The sequence below is a fragment of the Jatrophihabitans endophyticus genome, from assembly GCF_900129455.1.
GTDB classification, from domain to species: domain Bacteria; phylum Actinomycetota; class Actinomycetes; order Mycobacteriales; family Jatrophihabitantaceae; genus Jatrophihabitans; species Jatrophihabitans endophyticus.
In genome coordinates this window covers 376,747-400,733 of the sequence record NZ_FQVU01000005.1, presented here as the reverse complement: position 1 = coordinate 400,733, position 23,987 = coordinate 376,747, and the positions used below count along the sequence as shown (strand labels likewise).

The 23,987-nt window shown below is 72.1% G+C and carries 24 protein-coding genes; 8 read left to right on the top strand and 16 right to left on the bottom strand.

Translation table 11 applies throughout. The features are described 5' to 3' along the window. Together BUE29_RS22215 and BUE29_RS18650 are read right to left on the bottom strand one after the other, a co-directional pair. Nucleotides 1-342: hypothetical protein (locus BUE29_RS22215; protein WP_143168248.1), on the bottom strand; the 342-nt coding region annotated here is incomplete at its 3' end. Then, complete coding sequence (locus tag BUE29_RS18650) at nucleotides 339-995, bottom strand: DUF6318 family protein (protein WP_143168247.1); 657 nt, start codon at nucleotides 993-995, stop codon at nucleotides 339-341. The genes BUE29_RS22215 and BUE29_RS18650, both read right to left, overlap by 4 nt. Nucleotides 996-1,129: 134 nt before the next feature. On the opposite strand from BUE29_RS18650, the gene BUE29_RS18645 reads away from it, so the two are divergent. The 5 genes from BUE29_RS18645 (at nucleotide 1,130) to BUE29_RS18625 (ending at nucleotide 4,628) form a co-directional block, all read left to right on the top strand. Next, entirely contained in the window at nucleotides 1,130-2,539 is a 1,410-nt protein-coding gene (locus BUE29_RS18645) for a hypothetical protein (protein WP_073391911.1), read from the top strand. Then, nucleotides 2,536-2,820 (top strand): hypothetical protein, encoded by a 285-nt coding sequence (locus tag BUE29_RS18640; RefSeq protein ID WP_073391910.1) that lies wholly within the window; start codon nucleotides 2,536-2,538, stop codon nucleotides 2,818-2,820. Before BUE29_RS18645 ends, BUE29_RS18640 begins: the two co-directional genes overlap by 4 nt. Beyond that, the gene (locus BUE29_RS18635) at nucleotides 2,817-3,317 is read left to right on the top strand and encodes a hypothetical protein (RefSeq protein WP_073391909.1); all 501 of its coding nucleotides are present in this window, start codon (nucleotides 2,817-2,819) and stop codon (nucleotides 3,315-3,317) included. Before BUE29_RS18640 ends, BUE29_RS18635 begins: the two co-directional genes overlap by 4 nt. Nucleotides 3,318-3,559: 242 nt before the next feature. Further along, complete coding sequence (locus BUE29_RS22910; RefSeq protein ID WP_200800304.1) at nucleotides 3,560-3,727, top strand: hypothetical protein; 168 nt, start codon at nucleotides 3,560-3,562, stop codon at nucleotides 3,725-3,727. 100 nt (nucleotides 3,728-3,827) lie between these two features. Then, nucleotides 3,828-4,628, top strand: coding sequence for a putative protein N(5)-glutamine methyltransferase (locus tag BUE29_RS18625; protein ID WP_073391907.1), 801 nt, complete (start codon nucleotides 3,828-3,830; stop codon nucleotides 4,626-4,628). 270 nt (nucleotides 4,629-4,898) lie between these two features. Here BUE29_RS18625 and dgoD read toward each other — a convergent pair whose 3' ends face one another. From dgoD to BUE29_RS18590, 7 genes are read right to left on the bottom strand one after another with little or no spacing between them, the layout of a single operon-like run. Beyond that, a complete protein-coding gene (gene dgoD / locus BUE29_RS18620) occupies nucleotides 4,899-6,044 on the bottom strand; it encodes a galactonate dehydratase (protein WP_073391906.1) in 1,146 nt (381 codons plus the stop codon). After that, on the bottom strand, nucleotides 6,041-6,973 hold the full coding sequence (locus BUE29_RS18615) for a sugar kinase (RefSeq protein ID WP_073391905.1): 933 nt from the start codon (nucleotides 6,971-6,973) through the stop codon (nucleotides 6,041-6,043). Before BUE29_RS18615 ends, dgoD begins: the two co-directional genes overlap by 4 nt. Next, complete coding sequence (locus tag BUE29_RS18610) at nucleotides 6,970-7,605, bottom strand: bifunctional 4-hydroxy-2-oxoglutarate aldolase/2-dehydro-3-deoxy-phosphogluconate aldolase (protein ID WP_073391904.1); 636 nt, start codon at nucleotides 7,603-7,605, stop codon at nucleotides 6,970-6,972. The genes BUE29_RS18615 and BUE29_RS18610 overlap by 4 nt, the downstream gene beginning before the upstream one ends. 11 nt (nucleotides 7,606-7,616) lie before the next feature. Next, nucleotides 7,617-8,828 carry a D-mannonate dehydratase ManD gene (manD, locus tag BUE29_RS18605; protein ID WP_073391903.1) on the bottom strand — a complete coding sequence of 404 codons (1,212 nt, stop codon included), beginning with the start codon at nucleotides 8,826-8,828 and terminating at the stop codon, nucleotides 7,617-7,619. Between the two features lie 7 nt (nucleotides 8,829-8,835). After that, nucleotides 8,836-9,813, bottom strand: a complete 978-nt coding sequence (locus BUE29_RS18600; protein ID WP_084181399.1) for a zinc-dependent alcohol dehydrogenase — start codon at nucleotides 9,811-9,813, stop codon at nucleotides 8,836-8,838. Further along, nucleotides 9,810-11,060, bottom strand: coding sequence for a mannitol dehydrogenase family protein (locus BUE29_RS18595; RefSeq protein WP_159440903.1), 1,251 nt, complete (start codon nucleotides 11,058-11,060; stop codon nucleotides 9,810-9,812). Before BUE29_RS18595 ends, BUE29_RS18600 begins: the two co-directional genes overlap by 4 nt. Beyond that, a complete protein-coding gene (locus BUE29_RS18590) occupies nucleotides 11,057-12,481 on the bottom strand; it encodes an MFS transporter (protein ID WP_073391902.1) in 1,425 nt (474 codons plus the stop codon). Before BUE29_RS18590 ends, BUE29_RS18595 begins: the two co-directional genes overlap by 4 nt. 97 nt (nucleotides 12,482-12,578) lie before the next feature. Between BUE29_RS18590 and BUE29_RS18585 the strand changes: the two genes are divergently transcribed. Both BUE29_RS18585 and BUE29_RS18580 read left to right on the top strand, forming a co-directional pair. Next, on the top strand, nucleotides 12,579-13,331 hold the full coding sequence (locus BUE29_RS18585) for an IclR family transcriptional regulator (RefSeq protein WP_073391901.1): 753 nt from the start codon (nucleotides 12,579-12,581) through the stop codon (nucleotides 13,329-13,331). 89 nt (nucleotides 13,332-13,420) lie between these two features. Continuing rightward, nucleotides 13,421-15,502, top strand: coding sequence for an acyltransferase family protein (locus BUE29_RS18580; RefSeq protein WP_159440902.1), 2,082 nt, complete (start codon nucleotides 13,421-13,423; stop codon nucleotides 15,500-15,502). Here BUE29_RS18580 and BUE29_RS18575 read toward each other — a convergent pair. The 3 genes from BUE29_RS18575 to BUE29_RS18565 all read right to left on the bottom strand — a co-directional run bounded on the left by BUE29_RS18575 (nucleotide 15,468) and on the right by BUE29_RS18565 (nucleotide 18,079). Then, on the bottom strand, nucleotides 15,468-15,653 hold the full coding sequence (locus tag BUE29_RS18575) for a DUF6767 domain-containing protein (protein ID WP_143168245.1): 186 nt from the start codon (nucleotides 15,651-15,653) through the stop codon (nucleotides 15,468-15,470). The two genes, BUE29_RS18580 and BUE29_RS18575, sit on opposite strands and share 35 nt — an antisense overlap. Before the next feature lie 300 nt (nucleotides 15,654-15,953). Then, nucleotides 15,954-17,396 (bottom strand): HAMP domain-containing sensor histidine kinase, encoded by a 1,443-nt coding sequence (locus BUE29_RS18570; RefSeq protein ID WP_073391899.1) that lies wholly within the window; start codon nucleotides 17,394-17,396, stop codon nucleotides 15,954-15,956. A 2-nt stretch (nucleotides 17,397-17,398) separates the two neighbouring features. Beyond that, nucleotides 17,399-18,079: a response regulator transcription factor gene (locus tag BUE29_RS18565; protein WP_073391898.1), complete on the bottom strand. Its 681-nt coding sequence runs from the start codon at nucleotides 18,077-18,079 to the stop codon at nucleotides 17,399-17,401. A gap of 127 nt (nucleotides 18,080-18,206) precedes the next feature. Here BUE29_RS18565 and BUE29_RS18560 point away from each other — a divergent pair, with 127 nt between their 5' ends. Further along, nucleotides 18,207-19,001: a DUF5666 domain-containing protein gene (locus BUE29_RS18560; RefSeq protein WP_073391897.1), complete on the top strand. Its 795-nt coding sequence runs from the start codon at nucleotides 18,207-18,209 to the stop codon at nucleotides 18,999-19,001. A gap of 75 nt (nucleotides 19,002-19,076) precedes the next feature. Here BUE29_RS18560 and BUE29_RS18555 read toward each other — a convergent pair whose 3' ends face one another. The 4 genes from BUE29_RS18555 to BUE29_RS18540 all read right to left on the bottom strand — a co-directional run bounded on the left by BUE29_RS18555 (nucleotide 19,077) and on the right by BUE29_RS18540 (nucleotide 23,908). Then, complete coding sequence (locus BUE29_RS18555) at nucleotides 19,077-20,429, bottom strand: GH1 family beta-glucosidase (RefSeq protein ID WP_200800303.1); 1,353 nt, start codon at nucleotides 20,427-20,429, stop codon at nucleotides 19,077-19,079. Then, nucleotides 20,426-21,409, bottom strand: a complete 984-nt coding sequence (locus BUE29_RS18550) for a carbohydrate ABC transporter permease (RefSeq protein WP_073391896.1) — start codon at nucleotides 21,407-21,409, stop codon at nucleotides 20,426-20,428. The genes BUE29_RS18555 and BUE29_RS18550 overlap by 4 nt, the downstream gene beginning before the upstream one ends. After that, nucleotides 21,406-22,473, bottom strand: coding sequence for a carbohydrate ABC transporter permease (locus BUE29_RS18545; RefSeq protein ID WP_084181391.1), 1,068 nt, complete (start codon nucleotides 22,471-22,473; stop codon nucleotides 21,406-21,408). The genes BUE29_RS18550 and BUE29_RS18545 overlap by 4 nt, the downstream gene beginning before the upstream one ends. 109 nt (nucleotides 22,474-22,582) lie before the next feature. Next, nucleotides 22,583-23,908 (bottom strand): ABC transporter substrate-binding protein, encoded by a 1,326-nt coding sequence (locus BUE29_RS18540; protein WP_200800302.1) that lies wholly within the window; start codon nucleotides 23,906-23,908, stop codon nucleotides 22,583-22,585. Nucleotides 23,909-23,987: the final 79 nt, after the last annotated feature.

Genomic DNA, 23,987 nt, shown 5'->3' with positions numbered 1-23,987 from the left:
GTTCTCGGCTTTTTCGGTGGCTCGGCAGATGATGCGTTGGCTTTGGCAGGTGCTGCCGGCCACGGCTGGTAGACGGTCGCCGAGGTTGGTCAGTTCACGTTCCGCGCTCGTCCCGCAGGTGACCGTCAACGAGGGCGGTGTATTCGGTCGACCGGTCGGTGGCGTCGAAGTCCGTCCTGGGTCGGGTTGGCTGCCGGAGACGGTGACGGAGCGTGCCCCGCGACATCCGTCGATGTTGACGACCGTGCCGGTGCAGGGCTGCGCGTTCGCAGGGTTCGCAATAGGCAACACTGCCGCCGACAGTGCGACGAGCACGGCACCGAGCAGGGCGATGAGCTTCACGTCCTCACCTGCTTGTAGTCGGTAACGGCCCATCGCCCCTTCGCCCACGCCAACCACAATCGGTACCGGAGCGCCTTCTTGGCCGGCGCGCGTTCGACGGTCTTGCCATGTCCATCGACCGAGGCCACCGCCTCCGTGTCGATCTTGACGTCCACCACTGTGGTGCCGGGATGCCGCTGATCATTCGCGACCAGGTGCCGGCTTACCGGGGTGATGCGACCCCCTACGAGGTGCTGCCGCTTGGATCGAAGCTCGTCGAAGACCGTCACGAACCGGGCGCAGTCGGCGCAGGCGACGGTGTACAGCTGCTTTGCCAGGGTCGAATCCGTGGTGGCGTAGCCCCAGTCCAGCGCCTGGAACCAGAACAACGCGAACTCGGTGGCGCCGGGTGGGGTGTGGGTCTTGGCGAGGGCGGACTCGGTGGGGGGTTTCTCGCCCGGGCGCACGTTGGGTCCGGTGGTGGGCACGGTCGGGCTGGGGGTGGCGCTGCTGCTCGGGCGGGTCGTGGTGGCCGGCGCGGTCGGGGTCGTTCGCGTGACGGTTCGGCTCGGTGTCGGGTCGCTGCCGCCGTCGGAGGTGCAGGCGGCAGCGGACAGCACGACCAGCGCCATCGCGACAAATGCCGCAAACTCCCTCCGATTCACGCCGAGCATGCTGCCACGAAACCGCGCCGGATGGTCGGGTTGTCCACAGGCAGTCACGTTCGCACCGCCCGAACGGCAGGTTGTCCACAGCCCGCCGCCCGACGCGAGCGAGCGGACACCGCACCGAGCTACGGTCCCCGGCCATGACACGGCTGCACGTGGAGATCGAGGACTTCACCGACGCCGCCCTCGTCATGCGCACGAGGATTGCCGACCCGGCACGCATCGCGCTCGGCAGCGTCGGGACCGCGCTCGATCACTGCGGCGCCATGGCCGGCGACGACGAGGGCGGCCGGGCGTGGGCCGCCGCGTACGACCCCGCCGCCGATTCGGTGCTGCAGGCCACCGCGCAGCTGATCGTCGCCGCCGATCGCACGGCCGACATGTTCTCGCGCTCGGCGTTGAACTACGCGGCGGCCGAGGACGCGTCCACGACGGGCGGCTCGCCGGCGTCCTCCGCGACGGAACTCGACCGACTGCCGCCGACGGACCACCCGGCGCCCAGGCCGTCGCCACCACCCACAGCGGCGGGTGGCGGCGGCGGGGAACCGACGGGATGGGGTGTCATCCGGCACCTCGTGGGTTACGTGTGGCCCAACGGGCATCAGGATCGTCTGCGCGATGCGGCTGCTGCGTATCGGGAGTGCGCACTGGCCGTCGAAGCACTGCAGGCCACTCCCGCCCTGGCCAGCATGCGCTTCGCCGTCGACCGCCTACCCGAAGCCGACGACATCGTCGCGGTCTGCCAGGGCATGCACGATCGGCTGCAGCGTCTCGCGGAGGCCCACCGCACCCTCGCCGGCGCCTGCGAGGCCTTGGCGACCCACCTCGACCAGTGCCACTCCGAGGTCGCCGCCGAGCTTCGGGAACTGCTGATGGAGTCGGTCGCCATCCAGGCGGCCGGCGCCTTCTTCAGCGCCTTCACCCTCGGCGCGGCGGAGGGACCCGCGCAGACGGCCCAGGCCGCCCGCCTCAGCGCGGTCGCCGCGAGGGTCGCCCAGCTCATCCGGCGCTTCACCGCCGCCGCGAAGGCGCTCGACGCGACGATCGCCACCGCCACCGAGACGGCCGCCAGCATCGTGCGCTCGCTCGAAGCCCTCGGCCAAGCACGCCTCGTGACCGCGACCGTCGGCAAGGTCCCGCGCACGATCCGCGTCACCCACATGGCAACAGAAGGGCGAGAAGCGGCCGCCGCCGGTCGCCTTGCCCGCGCTGGATCGGCAGCGGTCAAGATGCCGTCAAGATTGGCCGGACGGAAGATGGGCGACCCCGGCGTATGGGGGAACCCGGCGAGGCTCTCGAACCATTTCAAGCGGCACGGGGCGGCCGTTGGCGCGGGCTCGGAGCAGGAGTACGTTCGCAAGGCCTCCGACATGCTGCAACGCGCCATGCGCGGTGAACTTCCGCGCAAGATCGCGCGTAATGGCGATATTCGCGTCTACGACCCGAAGACCGGATCGTTCGCGAGCTACCGACCTGACGGCGCGACCCGCACCTTCTTCGTTCCGACGAGTTCCACATATTTCGAGCGTCAACCCGGAGTGTTGCGTTGAACGATTACTACGTCTGCCCCGCGTGCGGGTACCCCGGGCTGATCGAGCCGCCGCGCGACACCGACAGCGGCGGTTCGTACGAGATTTGCTTATCCTGCGGGTTCCAGTTCGGGGTGAGCGACGACGACCTCGGCTACACCTACGAATCGTGGCGCGCCGAGTGGATCGCGCGCGGGATGCCGTGGGACAGCACGGGCATCCAAGCCGTGCCGGCCGGCTGGGACCCGGCCCGCCAACTGGCCGACTTCCTCGACACCGGGAACGGACGGACCGACGCATGACGGTGGAGATCGCCTCGACTGCGGCCGCAACGAGAACCGACGAGGCGGCGCAACAGGTTGACCAGTCCCGAGACACGTTCGCGCGTCGTCAGGACCCTGACTGCGGTCAGGACCGGGAGCAGCGACCTACGGTCCTGCGGTCTCGTTACTGCCCTGGCACGATGACGATTCGCCGAGGGAGGTCCGGCAGCATGAGTCGGCACGATGAATTGCGGGACTACGTGGCCCGCGAAGCACAAGACCTCTTCCAAGCCGGCCGTGTGGGGCTCTACGAGTTCTTCGACGAGCTCCGACAGTTCGACGAGCTCAGCAACGTCGAGCGCGAGGCGATCGCACGCGACGCTGTTGTCTCCTTGATCGAGACAGGGGCGTGCCGACTGGTGTGGAAGGTGTGGGCCGACACCCAGTACGAAGAGCCGGCCCGCCTCGCCGACATCACCGACGTCGAATGGCAAGTGCCCACGGAGCAGCCCTACCTCGCCGTCGAGCCGATCTAGGTGCCTAACCCTCCGGCGCAGCCAGGGAGTGTGGCCGTGACGTTCCAGCGTGGTCCAGTGTGCGGCTATTTGCAAGCAGACCAAGGTCCAACGACGGACCAGCACGACCGAGCATCACGCGGAGACACGACATGACGTTCACCTGCCCCGTCTGCGGGTATGCCGGGCTGAGCGAGCCAGCTCGCCTCCTGGGTGGCGGCGGCTCCCACCAAATCTGCTGGTCATGCGGGTTCGAGTTCGGGGTGAGCGACGACGACCTCGGCTACACCTACGAATCGTGGCGCGCCGAGTGGGTCGCGCGCGGGATGCCGTGGGACAGCGCCGGCATCCGGCCCGCACCAGCCGGCTGGGACCCGGCACGCCAACTCGTCGAGCTCCGCAACGCCGGGAACGGGCGGACCGAGGCATGACGGCCGGCATCGCGATCGCCGGGCGCCGCCACCTGCGCCGGCACCCCGAGACGGGACTCGCCGAGCTCCGGACGGCCTCGCTCCCCACCGGACGCACCCGGTGACCGACCCCGTCGTGACCCGCCTGCGCGCCGCCGGCTGCGTCTTCGCCGAGGACGAGGCCCGCGAGCTGCGCGAGGCCGCGACCTCGCCGGACCACCTCGACGCCCTGCTGGCGCGCCGTGTTGACGGCGAGCCGCTCGAGTACGTCGTCGGCTTCGCCGAGTTCGACGGCCTGCGCATCGCAGTGTCCCCCGGCGTGTTTGTCCCGCGCCGACGCACCGCGTTCCTCGTCCGGACGGCGGCGGCACGCGCACCGGCGAATGCGACCTGCCTCGACCTGTGCTGCGGGTCCGGTGCGCTGGGCGCCGCGTTCGCCGCGCGCGTCCCCGGCAGCGAGGTGCATGCCGCCGACATCGACCCGGTCGCCGTCCGCTGCGCACGACACACGCTGCCACCCGGTCGCGTGTACGAGAGCGATCTGTTCGCCACGCTGCCCGCAGCGCTACGCGGCCGCGTGGACGTGCTGCTCGCGAACGTCCCCTACGTCCCCACCGCCGCGCTCGCGTCGATGCCGGTCGAGGCCCGCGACCACGAGCCGCCACGGACGCACGACGGCGGGCCCGACGGTCTCGACATCGCCCGCCGCGTACTGGCCGAGGCCGCGCACTGGCTCGCACCCGGCGGCGTGCTGTACATCGAGATCGCCGAACACCAACGCGACGCCGCCCGTACCGCCGTCGAGTCGGCCGGTCTCACGCCCCGCCTCGACGCCGACGACGACCTCGGCGCGACGATCGTCAGCGGCACGAACGACCGACCGGAGTGGTCATCGCCGGCTCGGGCGGCTTGGATTCCCTAGCCTGGCTATAGACAAGGATGCGCACAGCGCGTTGACCCGCACCGTCACGTCGACCTTGCCCGGTCGGCCAGCGCCATCTGTCGGTAGCACTCCACGGGGCCGCGCCCCGCTCGGCGAGTCCGCCGCCATCCGCCGGACCGTCGCCCACGGGCCGCCGTCCGTCCCCTCCCGACCGGCTGCGCGGCGGTTACCGACGGGAGCTCGGGTGGGGCCGCGGCCGCGCCCTGGGCGCACGGACCGCCGTCCCGCCCGACTACCCGGATCGGTGACTCACCACTCGGCGAACGCGCCGTCGTCGCGGCGCCACACCGGGTTGCGCCAGCGGTGCCCGGTCGCGGCGGCCCGCTCGACCGCGGCAGCATCCACCTCGATGCCGAGGCCGGGTCCGGTCGGTCGCGCCACGAAGCCGTCGGCGTACTCGAAGACCGCGGGGTCGACCAGGTAGTCCAGCAGATCGGAGCCCGCGTTGTAATGGATGCCGAGACTCTGCTCCTGAATGAGCAGATTCGGCGAGGCGAGGCCGACCTGCAGGCTGGCCGCGAGCGAGATCGGGCCGAGCGGGCAGTGCGGGGCGAGCGCGACGTCGAACGCCTCGGCCATGGTGGCGATCTTGCGCAGCTCCGAGATCCCCCCGGCGTGCGACACGTCGGGCTGGACGACGGCGATCCCCGTCCCGAGCACGCGCCGGAAATCCCACCGCGAGTACAGCCGCTCCCCCAGCGCGATGGGGATCGACGTGCCGGCCGTCAGGTCGCCGACGAGGTCGCTCGCCTCCGGCACCACGGGCTCCTCGACGAAGAGGGGCAGCAGCGGTTCGAGCAGCGGCAGCGTGCGGCGTGCCATCGCGAGGCTGAGCCGGCCGTGGAAGTCGACGGCGACGTCGCGCTCCGGACCGAGCACCTCGCGCACCGCCGCCACCCGCTCGACGATCCCGTGCACCGCCGCCGGCGTATCCAGCAGCCGCAACGCGCCCGAGCCGTTCATCTTGACCGCGGTGAAGCCCTCGGCGACCTTCGCCGCGGCCTGCTCGGCCACCTCCGCCGGGTCGTCGCCGCCGATCCACGAGTACACCCGGACGCGGTCGCGGACGTGCCCGCCGAGCAGCTGGTGCACCGGCACGCCGAGCGCCTTGCCCGCGATGTCCCACAGCGCCTGGTCGATGCCGGCCAGCGCGCTCGACAGGATCGGGCCGCCGCGGTAGAAGCCGCCGCGGGCGAGGACCGTCCAGTGCTCCTCGATCCGGCGCGGATCCTGCCCGATCAGGTACTCGCCGAGCTCCTCGACCGCAGCGGCGACGGTGGCGGCGCGCCCCTCGACGACCGGCTCGCCCCACCCCACGAGGCCGTCGTCGGTGTCGATGCGCAGAAACAGCCAGCGCGGCGGGACGGGATAGGTGCGCAGCCGCGCGATCCTCACCGCAGCACCTCGTCGCCGTGCTCGATCAGGCCGAGTTCGTCACGGCGGGGCAGCCCCTCCCAGTCGCCCCAGGTGCCGACCGCGAACGCGCCGAGCAGGACCCCGAGCCGCAACCGCTCACCGACCGAACGCCCGTCGAGCCGCGCGGCGAGGTAGCCCGCGACGAACGCGTCGCCGGCGCCGACGACGTCGACCACGCGCACGTCGTGCGCGGCCACGTGCTCGGTCGTCCCGTCGGCGAAGGCGGTCGCTCCGGACGCCCCCTCGGTGCGGACGACCTCGGTCGGGCCGAGCTCGGCCACGTGCTCGAGCTGCTCGTCACCGCCGAGCAGGGCGAGCTCGGCCGGGCCACCGATCACGACGTCGGCGCGGCTCGCGAGTCGCCGCAGCTCCGGGCGCGCCTCGTCCGGTGACCAGAGCGCGGCACGGTAGTTCACGTCGAGGCTGACGGGGACGCCGGCGGCGCGGGCGATGTCGACGGCGACGTCGACCGCCTTGGCCGCGGTGGGGCTCAGCGCGGGCGTGATGCCGGTGACGTGCAGCAGCCCCGCCCCGGCGATCACGTCCTCGTCGAGGTCCGCTGCGGTCAGCCGCGACCCCGCCGAGCGCGAGCGCAGGTACTCGACGACGGTGCGGTCGGCCGTCCGCCGCGACCGCAGGAGCAGACCGGTGGGCGCGGCCGGGTCGACGCGCACCCCGGTGACGTCGACCCCCTCGCCGCGCAGCACGTCGAGCGCCATCCGGCCGAACGCGTCGTCGCCGACCCGCCCCACGTAGGCCGCGGCGAAGCCGAGCCGGCGGACACCGATCGCGACGTTGGCCTCGGCGCCGCACACCGACAGCTGCGCGGCCGCGCCGGGACGCAGCGGCCCCTCGGTGCCGGCCGTCACCTGCCCGAGCTGCTCGCCCAGCGTGACGAGGCCGCTCACGACGCGTCCCGCCGTGCCGCGGCCAGGGCGGTGCGGGCACGCGCGCTGATGCTCGCGATGTCGCCGGTGTCGAGCGCGTCGCCGGTGAGCGGCGAGCCGAGTCCGACGGCGCACGCACCGGCGTCGAGGAAGTTCGGGATCGCGTCGAGCGCGACGCCGCCGGTGACGACGAGGTCGATGTGCGGCAGCGGCTCGCGCACCGATCTCACGTAGGCCGGCCCGACGGCGGACGGGAAGAGCTTCACGAGCTGCGAACCGTACTCGTAGGCGGTGACGATCTCGGTCGGGGTGGTGGCCCCGGCGACCATCGGCACGCCGAGCCGGCCGGCCTCGGCCAGCGTGTCCACCCGGACGCACGGCGCGACCAGGAACTGCGCCCCCGCCTCGACCGCGTCGCTCGCGTCCTGCGGCGTGATCACCGTGCCGGCGCCGGCCAGCAGGTCGGGCTCGGCGGCCCGCAGGTCGCGCAGCGCGGCGAGCGCGCCGTCGGTCGTCAGCGTGAACTCGAGTGCCCGCACGCCGTCGGCGGCCAGGGCGCGCGCCGCCGCGACGAAGTGCGTGCTCGTCCGCGCCCGGAAGATCGCGAGGACGCGGGTCGTCGCGATCGCCTCGCGCAGGATGTCGAACGTCATGCGTGCCTCCCTCACCAGTCGTGCATGCTGCCGTCGGCCAGCCGGGCCACCGGCAGGTACTTCGGCGAGTAGGGGTACCGGGCCGCGGCGTCCTCGTCGACCTCGACGCCGATGCCGGGCGCGTCGCCGAGATCGAGCATGCCCTCGCCGTAGGAGTAGCCGGCGCGGAAGACCTCGCCGGCCGGGTCGAGATGCCCCATGTACTCCTGGATCCCGAAGTTGGGGGCCACGAGGTCGAGGTGCAGCGCGGCGGCGATGCCGATAGGCGATACGTCGCCCGGACCGTGCGACCCGGTCCGCACGCCGTAGAGGTCGGCGAGGTCCCAGATACGGCGGGTGTGGGTGATGCCGCCGGCGTGGGGCACGGCGACGCGGATGTAGTCGATGAGCCGCTCGCTGATCAAGAGCTGGCAGTCCCAGATGCCGGAGAAGATCTCGCCGACGGCGATCGGCGTCGTGGTGCGTGAGCGGATGAGCCGGAACGCGGCCTGGTCCTCGGCCGGGGTCGGGTCCTCCATCCAGAACATCCGGTACGGCTCGAGGCTGCGGCCGAGCTGCGCGGCCTCGTTGGCCGACAGCCGGTGGTGGACGTCGTGCAGCAGGTGGAAGCCGTAGCCGTGCTCCTCGCGCACCCGCTTCATCAGGCCGGGCACGAAGTCGAGGTACGCGGCGGAGTCCCAGGTCTCCTCGTCCGGCAGCTCGCCCGCGGCGGGTTCGTAGGTGAGGCCGGTGCCGTGGCGCAGCCCGTAGTTGGACGTCAGGCCGGGCACGAGCGCCTGCACCCGCACCGCGCGGTAGCCGCGGGCGAGGAAGTCGCCGACGTCGGCGACCGCGCCGTCGATGTCGGTGCCGCTGGCGTGACCGTAAATGGTCACGCCGTCGCGGGCGCGGCCCCCGAGCAACCGGTAGACGGGCAGCCCGGCGACCTTGCCGGCGATGTCCCACAGCGCGATGTCCACTCCGCCGATGGCGGTGGCGGCGACGCTGCCGCGGCGCCAGTAGGAGCCGCGGTACAGGTACTGCCAGATGTCGGAGATGCGGGTGGCGTCCCGGCCGACGAGCAGCGGCGCCACGTGCTCGCGCAGGTAGGCGACGACTGACTGCTCCCGACCGTTCAGCGTGGCGTCACCCCATCCCACGACACCGTCGTCGGTCGTGATCTTGACGATGACGTAGTTGCGGCCGGGGCACGTGACGATGACGTCGACGGCGGCGATGCGCACGGGCGGGTCACTCCTTCGGGTCGAGCAGGATCTTCATGGCGCGGCCGGCCCGCAGGTCGGCCACCGCGGCGACGGCGTCGGCGAGCGGGACGGTGCGGGTGACGACATCGGGGACGCGACCGGGATCGCGGTCGAGCAGCTCGATCGCGGCGTGGATGTCCTCGTGGTCGTAGATGCGGGTGCCGAGGACGGTCAGCTCCGCGAACATCACCCGCAGCAGGTCGAACGGCGGCGGCTGCGGCGGGTAGGCGCCGACCACTACCAGCGTGCCGCCGGGCCGCACCCAGTCGCAGACCGACGCCGACACGCGCGGCGTCCCCGTGGCGTCGAGGACGACGTCGTGCTCCGGGCGCCGGTCCGCGGGGTCGACGGTGCGCAGCCCGAGGGCGGCGGCCGCGTCGGCGCGGGCGGGCGCGGGTTCGGCGACGGTGACGTCCGCACCCGCCCGCTGCGCCACGAGGCCGACCAGGCAGCCGATCGGCCCGGCGCCGACGACGTGCACCCGGTCGCCCGGACCCAGCCCGGATCGGCGGACCGCGCGCACCGCGACGGCGACCGGCTCGACGAGCCCGGCGCGGGTCAGCTCGAGCGACGGCGGCAGCGCGTACACGTTTTCCACCGGCACGAGCGTCTGCGGGCTGGCCGCGCCGGGGTAGTCGATGCCGACGGCGGTCAGCGCCGCGCAGACCGTCCGCAACCCGCGCCGGCACGCGTCGCACCGCCCGCAGCGCACCTGCGGGTCGACGAAGACGGGCGTGCCGGCCGGCAGGTCGGTCGTCGCCTCGGCGAGCCGGCCGGCGAACTCGTGGCCCAGGACGATGCCCGGCCGGGCACGGACGTGCTCGCCGGCGAGCACGTGCAGGTCACTGCCGCACAGCCCGGCGACGGCGACGTCGACCCGCACCCAGCCGTCGCGGGGTTCGAGCGCGGGGACGTCGCGGACGGCCGCCTCGGTGCCGCCGGCCCACACCAGCCCGCGGCTCACGTCCGCACCGTCCCGAGGGCCTCGGCCACCGCGTCGTCCGTCCCGCCGGTGCGCAGTGCCCGCAGCAGGTCGCCGACCCGGTCGGCGAAGGACGGGCCGAGCTCGCCGAACAGCCGGGTGACGGCGGTGCGGGCGAGTTCGCGCTCGTCGTGCGCGCGGCCGATCAGCGCGGCGATCTCCGCCGCGCGCGGGTCGCCCGGCGAACCGGCGAGCTCGACGCCCGGGGTGCGGCAGCGCAGGAAGGCGGCGACGCTCAGCGCGAGCAGCGGCGGCACGCTCCCGCGGTCGAGGTGCCAGCGCACCGGCGCCGGGATGCGCTGGACGAGCTTGAGCGAACCGTCCGAGCCGACCTGTTCGGTGCGGTGGCCGAGCGCGCGGTTCCCGAAACGCCGCCGCAGTTGCGCCCGGTACGCGGTCACGTCGAGGCCTGCCGGTACCCGCAGCGTCGCCTGGTACTCGTCACCGAGGGCATCGGCGGCCCGGCGGATCACGACGTCGTCGATCGCGTCAGCGATCAGTTCGTGACCGCGCAGCAGGCCGAGGTAGGCGAGCAGGCTGTGGGTGCCGTTGAGCAGCCGCACCTTCACCGCCTCCCATGCCGCGACGTCGTCGGTGAGGGTGACACCGGCCCTCGCCCAGTCGGGGTGCGCCGAGGCGAACTGCGGCTGCAGCACCCACTGCCGGAACGGCTCGGCCGGCACCGGCACGGCGTCCTCGAACCCGGCCTCGCGCGCGAGCCGGACGTGCTCGTCGGTCGTCCGCGGGACGATGCGGTCGACCATCGTCGACGGGAACGCGACGCCGTCGAGGCCGGGCAGCAACCCGCGCAGCACGCCGCCGTTGTCGGCGAGGTTGTCGCAGCTGATGACGGTGATCGGCGCTCCGCGCCGCCGCGCCAGCCCGTCACGCAGCAGCGCCAGCATCGCACCGTCGGCGGTGTAGCCGGCCTCGGTGATCGTGAGCGTGACGACCGTCGTGGCCGGGTCGGCGATGCGGGCGACGACGGTGTCGGGCTCGTCCGCCGCGACGAGTGCGTCGTCCAGGACGTCGACGGGCTCGACCTCGACCCGCTCGCCGTCCACGGTGAGGACGGTGTAGTGCAGCTGCTGCGCCCGCAGCGCGTCGACGACCCGGCGGCTGCGATGCGCGACTCCGGTGATCGACCAGTCGCCGCCGGCCGCGGCGGTGTAGACGGCCTGGTGGGCGCGGTGGAAGCTCCCGAGTCCCAGGTGGACGATGCGGGTCACGCGGGCACGGCCGATGCGGGCACCTCGTCGTCGGTCTCGACGTGCCCGTACACCTCGGGCAGCACGAAGCGGGCGGCCAGGAAGCCGACGAGGGAGATGCTGGAGATCAACACCGTCGCGAGCGGTACGCCGAGGTGGTCGAACAGCTGCGGGAAGCCGTAGATGGTGGCGAACGACGCGGCCTTGACGAAGATGTAGCCGAAGCCGGAGGCCGTGCCCTTGTACCGCGTCGGAGCGACCATCGACGCGATGGTCATGCCGTTGGACGCATCCCAGTAGTGACCCCACATCAACCCCGCCGCCGCGATCGGGACGAGCCACTTCCACTCCACCTGCAGGAAGAGCGCGGCCAGCAGCAGCGAGACGAACGCGAGCCCGAAGCCCCACTGCGACAGGCCGCGGTGGCCGAGCCGCTGCAGCGCGATCGGGGCGACGAAGCCGCTGATCGTGGCGACGAGATAGATCGCGCCGGTCAGGAAGTTCGTCGCACCGATCCCGGAGACGCCGGTGAGCACGAGGATGACGGGCAGGTAGTAGCCGAACGCGGTGAACTCCGCGCCCTGGCAGGCGTTCGAGATCCAGGCGAAGATGCTGGCGCGCCGGCGGGTCTTGTGCTTCCAGATGTCGGCGAGGAAGTCTCGGGTGCGGGGCCGCTTCAGGTCGTAGTCCTGGTCGGGCAGCATCGGCAGGTCGTCGTCGAAGACCTCCTTCGCGACCTGCTTGGCCTTGCGGAAGCGGCCGCGCAGGATCAGCGAGGACGTCGTCTCGGGCACGTCGAGCCGGCCGATGAGCAGCGCGAGCGCGGGGACGGCGCCGAGCGCGAGACCGAGCCGCCACAGCGTGCCGTGGTCCATGCCCGTCAGGTAGAGGACCGTGATGACGATGATCGCGGCGATCTCGCCGAGGCCGAACATGCCCTGCCAGCGAGAGCCCATGACCTCGCGCTTCTGCTTGGGCATCGTCTCCATGATGTAGGCGTAGCTCGACGCGACGTCGCTGCCCAGCGGGAACCCCAGCAGCAGCCGGATCGCCGCGAGCTCCCACATGTTGGTCGCAAAGGCCTGCGCGACGGCGAGGATGACGAACAGGATCATCGTCGTCAGGAACACCGGCCGCCGGCCGAACCGGTCGGACAGGTAGCCACCGAAGATCGCGCCGAGCAGCGCACCGCCCTGGACGGCCGCGCTGGTCAGGCCGAGCATCGACGCGCTCGGGTGGAACTCGTCCTTGATGAAGATGAGCAGGAACGAGATCGAGTAGAGGTCCCAGGCCTCGATGAGGATCGTCGAGATCATCAGCCAGCCGTTGCGGCGGCCGCTGTCGGTGCCCTGCTTGTTCAGCACCCGCTGGATGGCCTGGTCGGACAGCTCCCGGACGTTCGCGGGCGGCTCGGCCCGGCCCTTGGCGACGTCGATGGTCATGGGCGTCCGCTCCTCACGCGACGGCTCCGTCGCTCAGGTTGCGTTTCGTTTTTCGGAACGCCATTCCGTTCTGGTGAACGGTTGGTACGTTAGCCCGGTGAGCGAGGGTGTCAAGGGCGTGGGCGGGACGGCGGCCGGGTCGACCCCCAAGGCGCTCGCCCTGCTCGATGCGCTGGCCGCCTCCGCCTCGCCGGTGCAGCTGGCCGCGCTGGCCGCCACGTGCGGGTTGTCGAAGCCGTCGACGCATCGTGTCCTGTCGACGCTGCGCGACGCCGGGTGGGTGCGCGCACACGAGGGCGGGCTGTACTCGCTCGGCAGCGACGCGTTCGCCTTCGCCGCCCGGGCCGGCCAGGCGTCGTCGGTCACCGCGGTGTTGACGCGGCTGCGCGACGAGGTGGGCCACACCGTGCACGCCGGCCTCGTCGCCGAGGATGTCGTCGTCTACACGCACAAGGTCGACGGTCACGACCAGTTCGCGATGCGGTCGCGCGTCGGCGGCACGATGCCGCTGCACTCGACGGGGATCGGCAAGGCACTGCTCGCCTTCGGCCCGTCGGAACGCGTGGACGCCGTCGTCGCGCGAGGACTCGCCCGCCGGACGCCGAACACCATCACCGCGGCGGCACGGCTGCGGCGCGAGCTCGCGGCCGTCCGCGAGCAGGGGTACGCCGTCGACGACGAGGAGAACGAGCAGAACATCCGTTGCGTCGCCTGCCCGGTGCCGTCCCCCGACGGCCGGCCGGTCACCGCGGTGAGCATCTCCACGGTCACGTTCCTCACGCCCCGCGAGGAGCTGCTCGGCTACGTCCCCGCCGCCCGGGCGGCGGCCGCGGCGCTCGCCGGCGGCTGACGCCTTACCACGCGCATCGGCCGCGCTGCCCAGCCGGCGCACAGTCGTCACCCAGCACCCAGCCAGACGGCGTCGGTACCCGTGGAGGAGTGATCGACAACGACGTCGCCCGGCGCGGCCGCGAGGTGTTCCGGGGGGACGTCCAGGGGTTGCGGGCCGTCGCCGTCTCGCTCGTCGTGCTCTACCACCTGTGGCCCACCGCGCTGCCCGGCGGTTACGTCGGCGTCGACGTGTTCTTCGTCGTCTCGGGCTTCCTCATCACCGGCAACCTGCTGCGGGCACACGAGCGCGACGGCCGGGTGCGCCTGCTCGACTTCTGGGGTCGCCGAGCCCGCCGGTTGTTGCCCGCCGCGGTGGTCGTCCTCGTCGTGACATGGCTGACGTCGCGTCTCGTGCTGCCTGCGACGCAGCTCGCCGCCACCGCCGAACAGATTCGCGCGAGTGCGCTCTATTTCCAGAACTGGGTGCTCGCTCGTGACTCCGTCGACTATCTGCAGGCCGACGGCGCCGCAAGCCCCGTCCAGCACTTCTGGTCGCTGTCGGTGGAGGAGCAGTTCTACCTCGGCTGGCCGCTGCTCTTCCTGGCGGCCGGCGGCATCGGCGCGCTCATCCGGCGCGCGGGTGGACGCCGGCGCACCGGTGGCCGCGGCGTCCTCGTGCTGCTCGCCGCGGGCGTCGTCACCGCGTCACTGTGGTACTCGGTGCACGAGACCGCCGCGAACCCCGCCGCGGCGTACTTCGTGACGCCGACCCGCGTGTGGGAGCTCGCCCTCGGCGGCCTGCTCGCGCTCGCCCCGGCCCGCGCGATGCGGGCTGCCGGTCGCGTCGGCCCGCTCGCCTGGCTGGGCCTGGCCATGATCGGCGGGTCGGCCATGCTCGTCTCGGGGACGTCGCCGTTCCCGGGCTGGCTGGCGCTCGTGCCGGTGCTCGGGGCAGCGCTGGTGCTCGTCGCGGGCGGCGCGGACGCCCGGCTCGGTCCGGCCCGGCTGACCTCGCTGCGGCCGATGGTGTTCCTCGGCGGCGTCTCCTACTCGCTCTACCTCTGGCACTGGCCGGCAATCGTGCTGTGGCGGGCCTGGTCGGGTCACGCGGTCGGGCTGGTCGACGGGCTCGTGCTGATCGCCGTGTCCGTCGGCCTCGCGACCCTGACCAAGCGCTTCGTGGAGGACCCGGTCCGGCGGGCACGTCTCGTCGTCCGCAGCCCGTTCCGCTCGCTGTCGATGGCCACGGCCGCGCTCCTGCCCGTCGTGCTCGTCAGTGTGTGGCTCGGTGGGCAGAGCGCCTCGACGGGCTCACTGGACGCGACCCACCCGGGCGCTGCCGCGCTCACCAGCTCGGTCACGACACTGTCCTCGGCCTCCTACGTCCCGTCCCTCGCGCAGCTGACGAAGGACACGCCGACCGGCATGACCGCGTCGTGCGAGGCGGACAAGACCACCAGCACGGTGCAGACCTGCACGCTCGGCGACACCACGGACCCGCAGCTGACCGTCGCCCTGGTCGGCGACTCGCACGCCGCGCAGTGGTCCGACGCCCTCGACAAGATCGCGAAGGCGCACCACTGGAAGCTGGTCGTCGCGACCAAGAGCGGCTGCCCGTTCACCGCCACCGAGGTCACGACCCCCGGGCAGCAGACGGCCTACGCCAGCTGCAACACCTGGAACGCGGCGCTGCTCACCTCGCTGCTCACCGACATCGAGCCCGACGTCGTCATCACCAGCGACCGCAGCTACAACGCCGTGCTGCCGAGCACGACGGCGGACGCCGCCAGCCTCACCAAGATCGGCAACGGCATGGCCACGTACTGGAAGCGGCTCGAGGCCGCCGGCATCGGCGTGGTCGCGATCCACGAGACGCCCGAGCCCGGCTCGAATCTCGCCGACTGCCTCGCGAGCCGTACCGGCAGCGCGTCGTCGTGCACCGCGAGCCGCTCGGCGTCGTTCAGCTCCGTCTCCCCCGTCACCGTGGCGGCGAAGCAGCTGAACGGCGCGGTGCCGGTCATCGACCTGACCTCGCTGATCTGCACCGACACGACCTGCCCCGGCGCCGTCGGCAACGTCGTCGTCTATCTCGACAACCACCACCTGACGAGCACGTACACGCTCAGCCTGGCGCCCTACCTCGAGCGCGCGTTGCTCACGAAGTCCGAGGACTTCGCGAGTCGGACGTGACCGGCCCGGGGCCGCGGCGCAGCTCGGCGAGCCGCTCGCGCAGCTCGGGGTCGCTCATGACCAGCTGGACGAGCGTGCAGTCGTGCGGCCCGGACGCGCCGGGCAGGCACAGCGAGCACGATTCGCCGAGCCGGATGGGGCACTGCGGCACAGGCGCACGGCGGGGCCGGGGCACCGCGCGACGTGCGCGCGCACCACGGACACCGTCGACCGTTCCCACTCCGCCACGATGCGCCCCGCAGCTTCGGCCCGGCCGGGCACAACCGCATGTCCGGGCCCGGGCACTACGTCCTGGTGCACTCCGGCGACTTGTCGCACGGCCCGTATACGGCCCGTACACGGGCCGCACACGGCCGGTGTGACACTCGGTGGACGGCTCCCGTCGTGTCGCCGTCCTGCTGCCCCGCAGCACCGCAGCGCCGCCGGATGGTGGGACGCCGGCCGACCGCGGTCATGCGTCCGCGGCCGGGAGGGTCAGCCGGAAGCGGGCGCCCTCGCCGCCGCGGCGGGGCGCGAGCACCAGGTCGCCATGATGGGCGCGTGCCGCGGCCCGCGCGATCGGGAGCCCGAGACCGAACCCACCGCTGTCACGCGAACGGGACGCGTCGAGGCGCACCAACCGTTCGAAGATCCGCTCGGCGTCCGCAGAAGGGACGCCCGGCCCGGAGTCGGCGACGTCCACGCACCAACCGCGCTCGCAGCGGGCGACGTCGACGGTCACCCGACCGGTGGCACCGGCGGCCCGACGGGCGTTGCCGAGCAGGTTGGCCATCACCTGGCCGAGCCGGGCCGGGTCGCCCTGCACCGGGACGGCCGGCGGCGCCGCCACCGTCACGTCGAGCCCGGGCGCGAGCAACCGCAATCGCTCCACCTCGTGCTCGACGACGTCGACGAGGTCGATGCGGGCGGTGTCGAGCGGTACGCCGGTGTCGAGGCGCGCCATCGTCAGCAGGTCGTCGACGAGACGGTTCGCCCGGTGGGTCTCGCGCACGAGCGTCACGTAGGCGTTCTCACGCTCCGCGCGGTCCGGCTCGTCGCGCAGCAGCAGCTCGGTCGTGGCCGCGAGCCCGGTCAGCGGCGTCCGCAGCTCGTGCGAGACGTCGCCGAGCAGTGCCCGCTGCCGCGCCTCCGCGGCCGCGGCCGTGGCGACGGCGGTCTCGAGCTCGTCGAGCATGTCGTCGAACGCGGCCGCCGTCCGCCCCAGCTCGGTGTCGGGACGCCCGGTCCGCAACCGCCGCCCCCGGTCGCCGCCCGCGATCCGGCGGGCGAGCGCGGTCATGTCGTCCAGTGGTCGTAGCGCGATGCCGACGACCCGGAACAGTAGCAGCGCCGCGAGCGCCAGCGCGACGGCCCCACCCACGACCTCGAGCAGCACGAGGCCGCGCAGCGTGGAGCCGACCTGGCTGCTGTCGACCGAGAGCGTCAGCACCTGCCCGGTCGAGGGCAGCGTCGTCCGCACGAACAGCACGTCTCCCGCCGTCTGCACCGTCGAGTTCGCCGTGGCGCGCGGCGGCGGCCCGCCGCCCGACCGCGGCGGCTGACCGGGTCGCCGCGACGGCGGCGGCGCCGCGGGTCCCGCCGGCCCCGAGTCACCGCGCACGCAGGTGAGCCCGTTCGCCGATCCACCCGCGCGGCTCGTGCTGTCGGCGTCGCACAGCAGCGAGCTGACCCCGTCGCCGCGCAACCGGTCGACCAGCTGCTGCGCGGAGAGCGCGCCGTCGAGCTGGTCGGCGAGCGCGACCCGATCGGTCAGGCGCGTCCGCAGGTCGGCGTGCAGGCGGGCGGACAGGATGACGTCGACGGTGACGAACAGCCCGCTCAACAGCACGGCAAGCAGGGCCAGCACGCCGAGGACGACCCGCCCCCGTAACGAACCGGGACGCCGGCGGACCATCCTCACGGCCGTAGGACGTAGCCGAGGCCACGCACGGTGTGGATCACCCGCGGGCCGAGGGCCTCGGTCTTGCGGCGCAGCGCGCTCACGTGCACCTCGACGAGATTCGGGTCGTAGTCGTCGTACCCCCACACCTGGGTGAGGATCTGCGTCTTCGACAGCGTCCGGCCGCGGTTGGCGGCGAGATAGGACAGCAGTCGCCACTCGGTGGCGGTGAGCTCGAGCAGCGTGCCGTCGCGGCTGGCCACCGACGCGGCGTGATCGAGCACGACGTCGCCGATCTGCACCGTGGCCGGGATTCGTCCCAGCCGACGCAGGGCCGCCGCCGAGCGGGCCAGCACCTCGGCCACGGCGAACGGCTTCACGACGTAGTCGTCGGCACCCGCGGCGAAGCCGCGCAGTCGGTCGTCGAGGTCGTCGCGCGCGGTCAGGAACAGCACGGCGGCCTCGGCGCGTTCCCGGAGCGCGCGGGCGAGCGCGAACCCGTCACGGCCGGGCAGCATCACGTCGAGCACGACCAGGTCGGGACGGAACGCGTCGACCTGGTCCTCGAAGTCGGTGCCGTCGGCGCGCGCGTGCACGTCGTGACCGGCGCCCCGGTACGCGGTGGCCAGCGAGTCGCGGATCGGCTCCTCGTCCTCGACGATCAGCACGCGCGCGGCGCAGGGGCGGGTACGCGTCATGACGCAGTCTTACGGCGCGCTCTGAAGCGTTGCTGAAGACCGCGGCCGGTGTCGGCTGCTTCAGGCCCGCTTCAGCATCGCGACCGATGTTGGGGGTGACCGCCGTTCCCCCCCAGGAAGGACTCCTGTGTCCGACAGCATTCACGACACCCAGACCACCCCGGACGTCCGTCGGCGTCCGCGGGCCCGCACCATCGCCGTCGCCTCGCTGGCTGCCGCCGGCATCGCCACCGGCGGCATCGCCGCCGTCGTCACCGCGACGACGGCCGACGCGAAGTCGACGCACCATGCCACCGCCGCGGCCCGGCCACCCGCGGCGAGCGCGTACGACTACGACGGCACCGTTACCGAGCTGTCGTCGAGCGCCATCACCGTCCGCAGCCTGTTCGGGAAGTCGCGCAGCTACGAGCTCACCGATGACACCACCGTGCGGGTCGGCCGCGCGAAGTCGACCGCCTCGGCGCTCGAGACCGGTCAGCGGGTGCACGTGCGCGGCACGAAGTCGGGCTCGGCCTACACCGCGAAGGCCGTCGAGGTCCGGCTCGCCCACCTCGACGGCACCGTCACGGCGGTCAGCGACGACGGGCTGACCATCACCGACACCGACGGCTTCACCCGCACGATCAGCTACGCCGACGACGTGACGTTCACCAAGGACGGCAAGTCCGCGACCAGCTCGGCCGTGACGACCGGCAGCGTCGTCCACGCCGAGGGCACCGTCGACAGCGACGGCACGACGCTGGACGCCGCCGCGGTCGACGTCCGCACCAAGGCGGCGGGTCCGGGCGCCGGTCCTGCGGGCGGCCCGGCCGGTGGCCCGGCTGGTGGCCCCGGGGGCCAGGGCGGCCCGGGTCGTCCCGGCGGCGAGCACGGCGCCCCGCCGTCCGGCGCGCCCAGCGCGTCGTCGTCCACGTCCTCCTGACCGGGTGACCCCGGTCTCCCCGCTGGTGCTCGCGCGGACCGACCGCGGCCGAGCACCGGCGGGGAGACCCCGCGGTCACAGGGCGTGCGCGCCGATGATGTCGGCGTAGACCTCGGCCGAGCGCTTGAGCCGGCGCTCCTGCGTGGCGTAGTCGACGTGGATCAGCCCGAAACGCTGGCTGTACCCCCACGCCCACTCGAAGTTGTCCAGCAGCGACCAGGCGTAGTACCCGCGGACGTCGACCCCCGCATCCACCGCGTCCAGGACCGCACCCAGGTGCCCGCGCAGATAGGCGACGCGGTCGTCGTCCGCCACACCCTCGGCGGTGACCGTGTCCGGGTAGGCGGCGCCGTTCTCGGTGATCACGAACGTGGTGCCCGGGTAGTCGGCGTCCAGGGCGACCAGCATCTCGGTGAACGTCTCCGGCCGCACCGGCCACCCCATGCCGGTGACCGGCGCCGGCTCCGGCACCACCCACGCGTCGGCCACACCGGGCCACGCCTGCGCTCCGTCGACGCGCGACGCCGACACGAGGTGCGGGTTGTAGTAGTTGATGCCCAGGAAGTCGAGCGGGGCGCGGATGGCCCGCAGGTCACCGTCGTGGACGAAACCCCAGTCCGTGACCAGCTTCGTGCGCTCGACGAGCTCGGGGTGCAGCTGCCCGGTGAGCAGCGGTTCGAGGAACACCTGGTTCTGCGCGAGCTCGGCGTCGCGGGCCGCGCGGCGGTCCTCGGCCGAGTCGCTCGCCGGCCGGGTGTTGACCGTGTTCAGCGTGATGGACACCTGCCGACCGGCGGGCAGCGTCGAGCGCAGCGCCGGCACCGCCAGTCCGTGCGCCAACAGCAGGTGGTGGGCGACCTCGTAGGCGGTGGCGGCGTCCTGCACGCCCGGCGCGTGCGCCCCGCTCGCGTGCCCGAGGAACGCCGAGCACCACGGTTCGTTGAGGGTGGTGAACACCTCGACCCGGTCGCCGAGCGCGCCGGCCACGAGGGCGGCGTAGTCGGCGAACCGCGCGCTCGTGTCGCGCGCGGTCCAGCCGCCGACGTCCTGCAACGCCTGCGGCAGGTCCCAGTGGTAGAGCGTCACCACCGGCCGGATGCCGCGGGCGAGCACGCCGTCGACGAGCCGTGAGTAGAAGTCGAGCCCGGCAGGGTTGACGGCGCCGGCGCCCGACGGCAGCACCCGCGACCACGCGATGGAGAACCGGTAGTCGTGCAGGCCGATGCGCGCAGCGAGGTCGAGGTCCTGGTCGACGCGGTGGTAGTGGTCGCACGCGACTGCGCCGGTGTCGCCGCCGAGCACGGCACCCGGGGTCTCGCTGAACGTGTCCCAGATCGAGCGGCCCCGGCCGTCCTCGGACACCGCACCCTCGATCTGGTACGCCGCCGTCGCGGCACCGAGCCGGAACCCGTCGGGCAGCCGCCTCACCCCTTCACGCTGCCGGCGAGCAGGCCACGGACGAAGAATCGCTGCAGGCCGAGGAAGACGGCGAGCGGGATGACGATGGCGAGGAAGCCCGCGGGCGCCAGCAGCTCCTGGTGCGACCCGAAGTTGCCGGCGAGGTTCTGGATGCGCGCGGTGACCGGCTGCGAGGACGCGTCCGACCCGCCGAACGTCTTGGCGACGAGCAGGTCGTTCCACACCCACAGGAACTGGAAGATTCCGAACGACGCCACGGCCGGCATCGACAGCGGCAGCACGACGGAGCGGAAGATGCGCAGGTGGCTCGCGCCGTCCACCCGTGCCGCCTCGATCAGCTCACCGGGCAGCTGCGCGATGAAGTTGTGCAGCAGGAACACGGCGAGCGGCATCGAGAACATCGTGTGGGTCAGCCAGATCTCGGCGAGCGTGCCCTTCAGCCCGAAGCTCGGCAGCAGGGTGACGCCGCCGATCTGGACACCCGAGTTGAAGTACTTCTGCAGCGGCACGAGGGCCATCTGCAGCGGCACCACCTGCAGCGCGAAGATCGTGAAGAAGATGAAGTTGCTGCCGCGGAAGCGCATCCACGCCAGCGCGTACGCGGCCATGGCGGCCAGGAAGATCGGGATGATCGTCGCCGGGATGGTGATGGCCAGCGAGTTGACCAGCGGCAGCGTGAGGCCGCCGTCGCCGGAGAGCACCGCGTCGTAGTTGGACAGCGTGGACGAGCCGAGGTCGGTGAACCACGTCCACCACCCGGTGCTGCCCACCGCCTCCTTGTCGCGGAAGGAGTTGATGAAGAAGCCGACGAGCGGGATGGCCCACACGATCGTCAGGACCGTGATGACGAGCGAGGCGAGCGGGTGGCTGAAGGCCTTGCGCACCGCGCGGGTCGCCTCGGGCCCGGCGAGCTTCTCGTGCCGGTCGCTCGTCGGCGACTCGGGGCCGGCCACCTCGGTAGGCAGGATCGGCGGATTGGACGTGGTCATCGACGAGCCCTCTCCCGGCGCATCTGCACCACGTTGTAGGCGACGAGCGGGACGACGCAGAGGAACAGGATGACGGCGAGCGACGAGCCGCGGCCGGTCTGGTTGGTGACGAACAGGTCGGTGTACATCTTGTTGGCCAGGACGTCGGTGTCGTTGTTGCCGCCGCTGACCGTGAAGACGATGTCGAAGATCTTCAGCGCGGCGATGGTCACCGTCGTGGCCACCACGACCAGCGTGTTGCGGATCATCGGGATCTGCACGGTGCGGAACAGCGTCGCGCCGTGCGCGCCGTCGAGCCGGGCGGCCTCGATGATCTCGTCGGGGATGGCCTTGAGCGCCGCGCCGAGCACGACCATGGCGAAGCCGACCTCGATCCAGATGAGGATCAGCATCAGCAGGTAGGTGTTGATGGTGGTGTCGAGCAGCCAGTTCGGCGGGTGCTTCCAGCCGACGGCGATCGCGAGCTTGCTCAGCAGCCCGGTCTGCGTGCCCGGCGAGCCGTCCTGCTCGTAGACGGGCGCGTCGTACACGAGCGCCCAGATGAGCGACGCGCCGACGAACGAGATCGCCGTCGGCAGGAAGATCACGGTCTTGGCGAAGCCGGGCCGCTTCATGCGGTCCATCAGCAGGGCCAGCAGCAACCCGATCGCGACCGTGACGATGGGGACGATCACCACCCACAGCACCGTGCGCAGCAGCGTGTGCAGCGTCTCGGAGTCGGTGAAGTCGAAGGTGTAGTTGTCGAGCCCGATGAACTGGGTCTTGTACTCGACCAGCTTGCCGTCGACGAGCTTGAACTTCTGCCCCGCGGCCTGCTCGTTGGTGAAGCTGGTGGCGATCGTCTTGATCGCCGGGACGACGAGACCGGCGAGCGACAGCAGGACCGCCGGCGCGACGAGGATGACGAGTGCGAGCGGCCGTTCGAGCCGACCGGTGACCCTGCCTGCGACGGCGAAGATCGCCAGCAGGATGGCCACGAAGATCGTGACGGTGGCGATGACGCCGAAGAGCTTGCCACCGGCCTGCGAGGCCGTGCTGGCGAGGATGACCGTGGATGCGTGCACGATGCCGCGTACTCCGTTTCTCCGACGGACGAACGGTGCGGAGGGGACGGGTGCGGCCGCGGGTCTTCGCCCGCGGCCGCCCCCCGTGTGGATCCCTGCTCGACGAGGCCTACTTGGGCCAGGAGTCGTCGATCTGCTTGGCCACGGCCGTCACCGAGGTGCCCTGGGAGAACCACTGCACCATGGCCTTCCACAGCGACCCCGAGCCCACGGCGGCCGGCATGGCGTCCGAGGCGTCGAAGCGGAACGTGGCGTTCGGGTCGGCGAGGTACTTCGCCGACAGCTTGTCGACCGGGTCGGAGTACAGGCTCTGGTCGACCTTCTCGTTGGCCGAGACCCAGCCCGGGGCGACCTTGATGCGGCTGCTCGCCCACTCCGGGCTCGACACGTAGTTCTGCACGGCCTGCACGGCCGGGTCGTCCGAGAACGCCGCGACGAACTCGCCGCCGCCCTCGACCGGCGTCTTGACCGACGGGTTGACCGCGGGCAGGTAGAACGCGAAGGCGTCGCCCGACGGGGTCACCGTGGTGCCCTTGGGCCACTGCGCCTCGTAGAAGGACGCCTGCTGCAGCATCGCGCACTTCTGCTTCAGGATCGGCAGGCCCGCGTTCTGGAACGTGGTGGTCGCGATCGACTGCACGCCGCCGTAGCCGCCGTTGACCCACGCCGAGTTGTGCATGTACTTCGCGACGGTGTTGAGGGCGGCGACGATCTTCGGGTCGCTGAACTTGATCTTGTGGCTGATCCACTGGTCGTAGACGTCACCGCCGTAGGAGCCGAGCACGGCCTCCTCGAGCCAGTCGGTGGCCGGCCAGCCGCTCGCGGTGCCCGAGTTGATGCCGCCGCACCACGGCTTGGCGCCGTTGTTGTCCTTGGCGATCTTCTCCGACAGCGACATGAGGTCGTTCCACGTGGTGGGCACCGTGTACTTGTGCGCGGCGAAGTACTTCGGCGAGTACCAGACCAGCGACTTCATGTTCGAGCTCATCGGCGCGGCGTAGAACTTGCCGCCGACACTGCCGTAGGTCTTCCACGCGGCGTTCCAGTTCGCCACGTTCTTCACCGTCTGCGCCGGCGGTTCCTTGACCTTGCCGGTGAGCACCATCTGGGTCAGCAGGCCGGGCTGCGGGATGATCGCGAGGTTCGGCGCGTTGCCGCCGTTCACCTTCACCGGCAGGTCGGACTCGAAGGTGTTCGAGCCGGTGTACTTGATGGTGATGCCCGTGCACTTCTCGAACGTGGCCCAGGACTTGTCCAGCGAGTTCGACTCGGGACTGAGGATCGACCCGAACATGGTCACGGTCTTGCCCTTGTGACCCGCGTAGGCCTGGTACGGCGCGCAGGCGCCCGTGAGCTTCGTCTGCTTCGCGTCGGCGTCCCCCTTGCTGTCGCTGCTGCTCGAACATCCCGCAGCCAACGCCACGACCCCGGTCAACGCGACGACCGAGCCCGCTGTTCTCCCTAGACGACGTCCCATCCCGACCTCCGGCTCACGTGATGTAACCGGTTACATC

Coding starts and splice junctions, on each gene's coding strand:
- BUE29_RS18590 (WP_073391902.1), bottom strand. CDS start 12,481: ATGACCATCGACGTCGCCAAGGGCCGGGCCGAGCCGCCCGCGAACGTC.
- BUE29_RS18650 (WP_143168247.1), bottom strand. CDS start 995: ATGCTCGGCGTGAATCGGAGGGAGTTTGCGGCATTTGTCGCGATGGCG.
- BUE29_RS18565 (WP_073391898.1), bottom strand. CDS start 18,079: ATGACGCGTACCCGCCCCTGCGCCGCGCGCGTGCTGATCGTCGAGGAC.
- BUE29_RS18550 (WP_073391896.1), bottom strand. CDS start 21,409: ATGACCACGTCCAATCCGCCGATCCTGCCTACCGAGGTGGCCGGCCCC.
- BUE29_RS18570 (WP_073391899.1), bottom strand. CDS start 17,396: ATGGTCCGCCGGCGTCCCGGTTCGTTACGGGGGCGGGTCGTCCTCGGC.
- BUE29_RS18635 (WP_073391909.1), top strand. CDS start 2,817: ATGACGGTGGAGATCGCCTCGACTGCGGCCGCAACGAGAACCGACGAG.
- BUE29_RS18645 (WP_073391911.1), top strand. CDS start 1,130: ATGACACGGCTGCACGTGGAGATCGAGGACTTCACCGACGCCGCCCTC.
- BUE29_RS18610 (WP_073391904.1), bottom strand. CDS start 7,605: ATGACGTTCGACATCCTGCGCGAGGCGATCGCGACGACCCGCGTCCTC.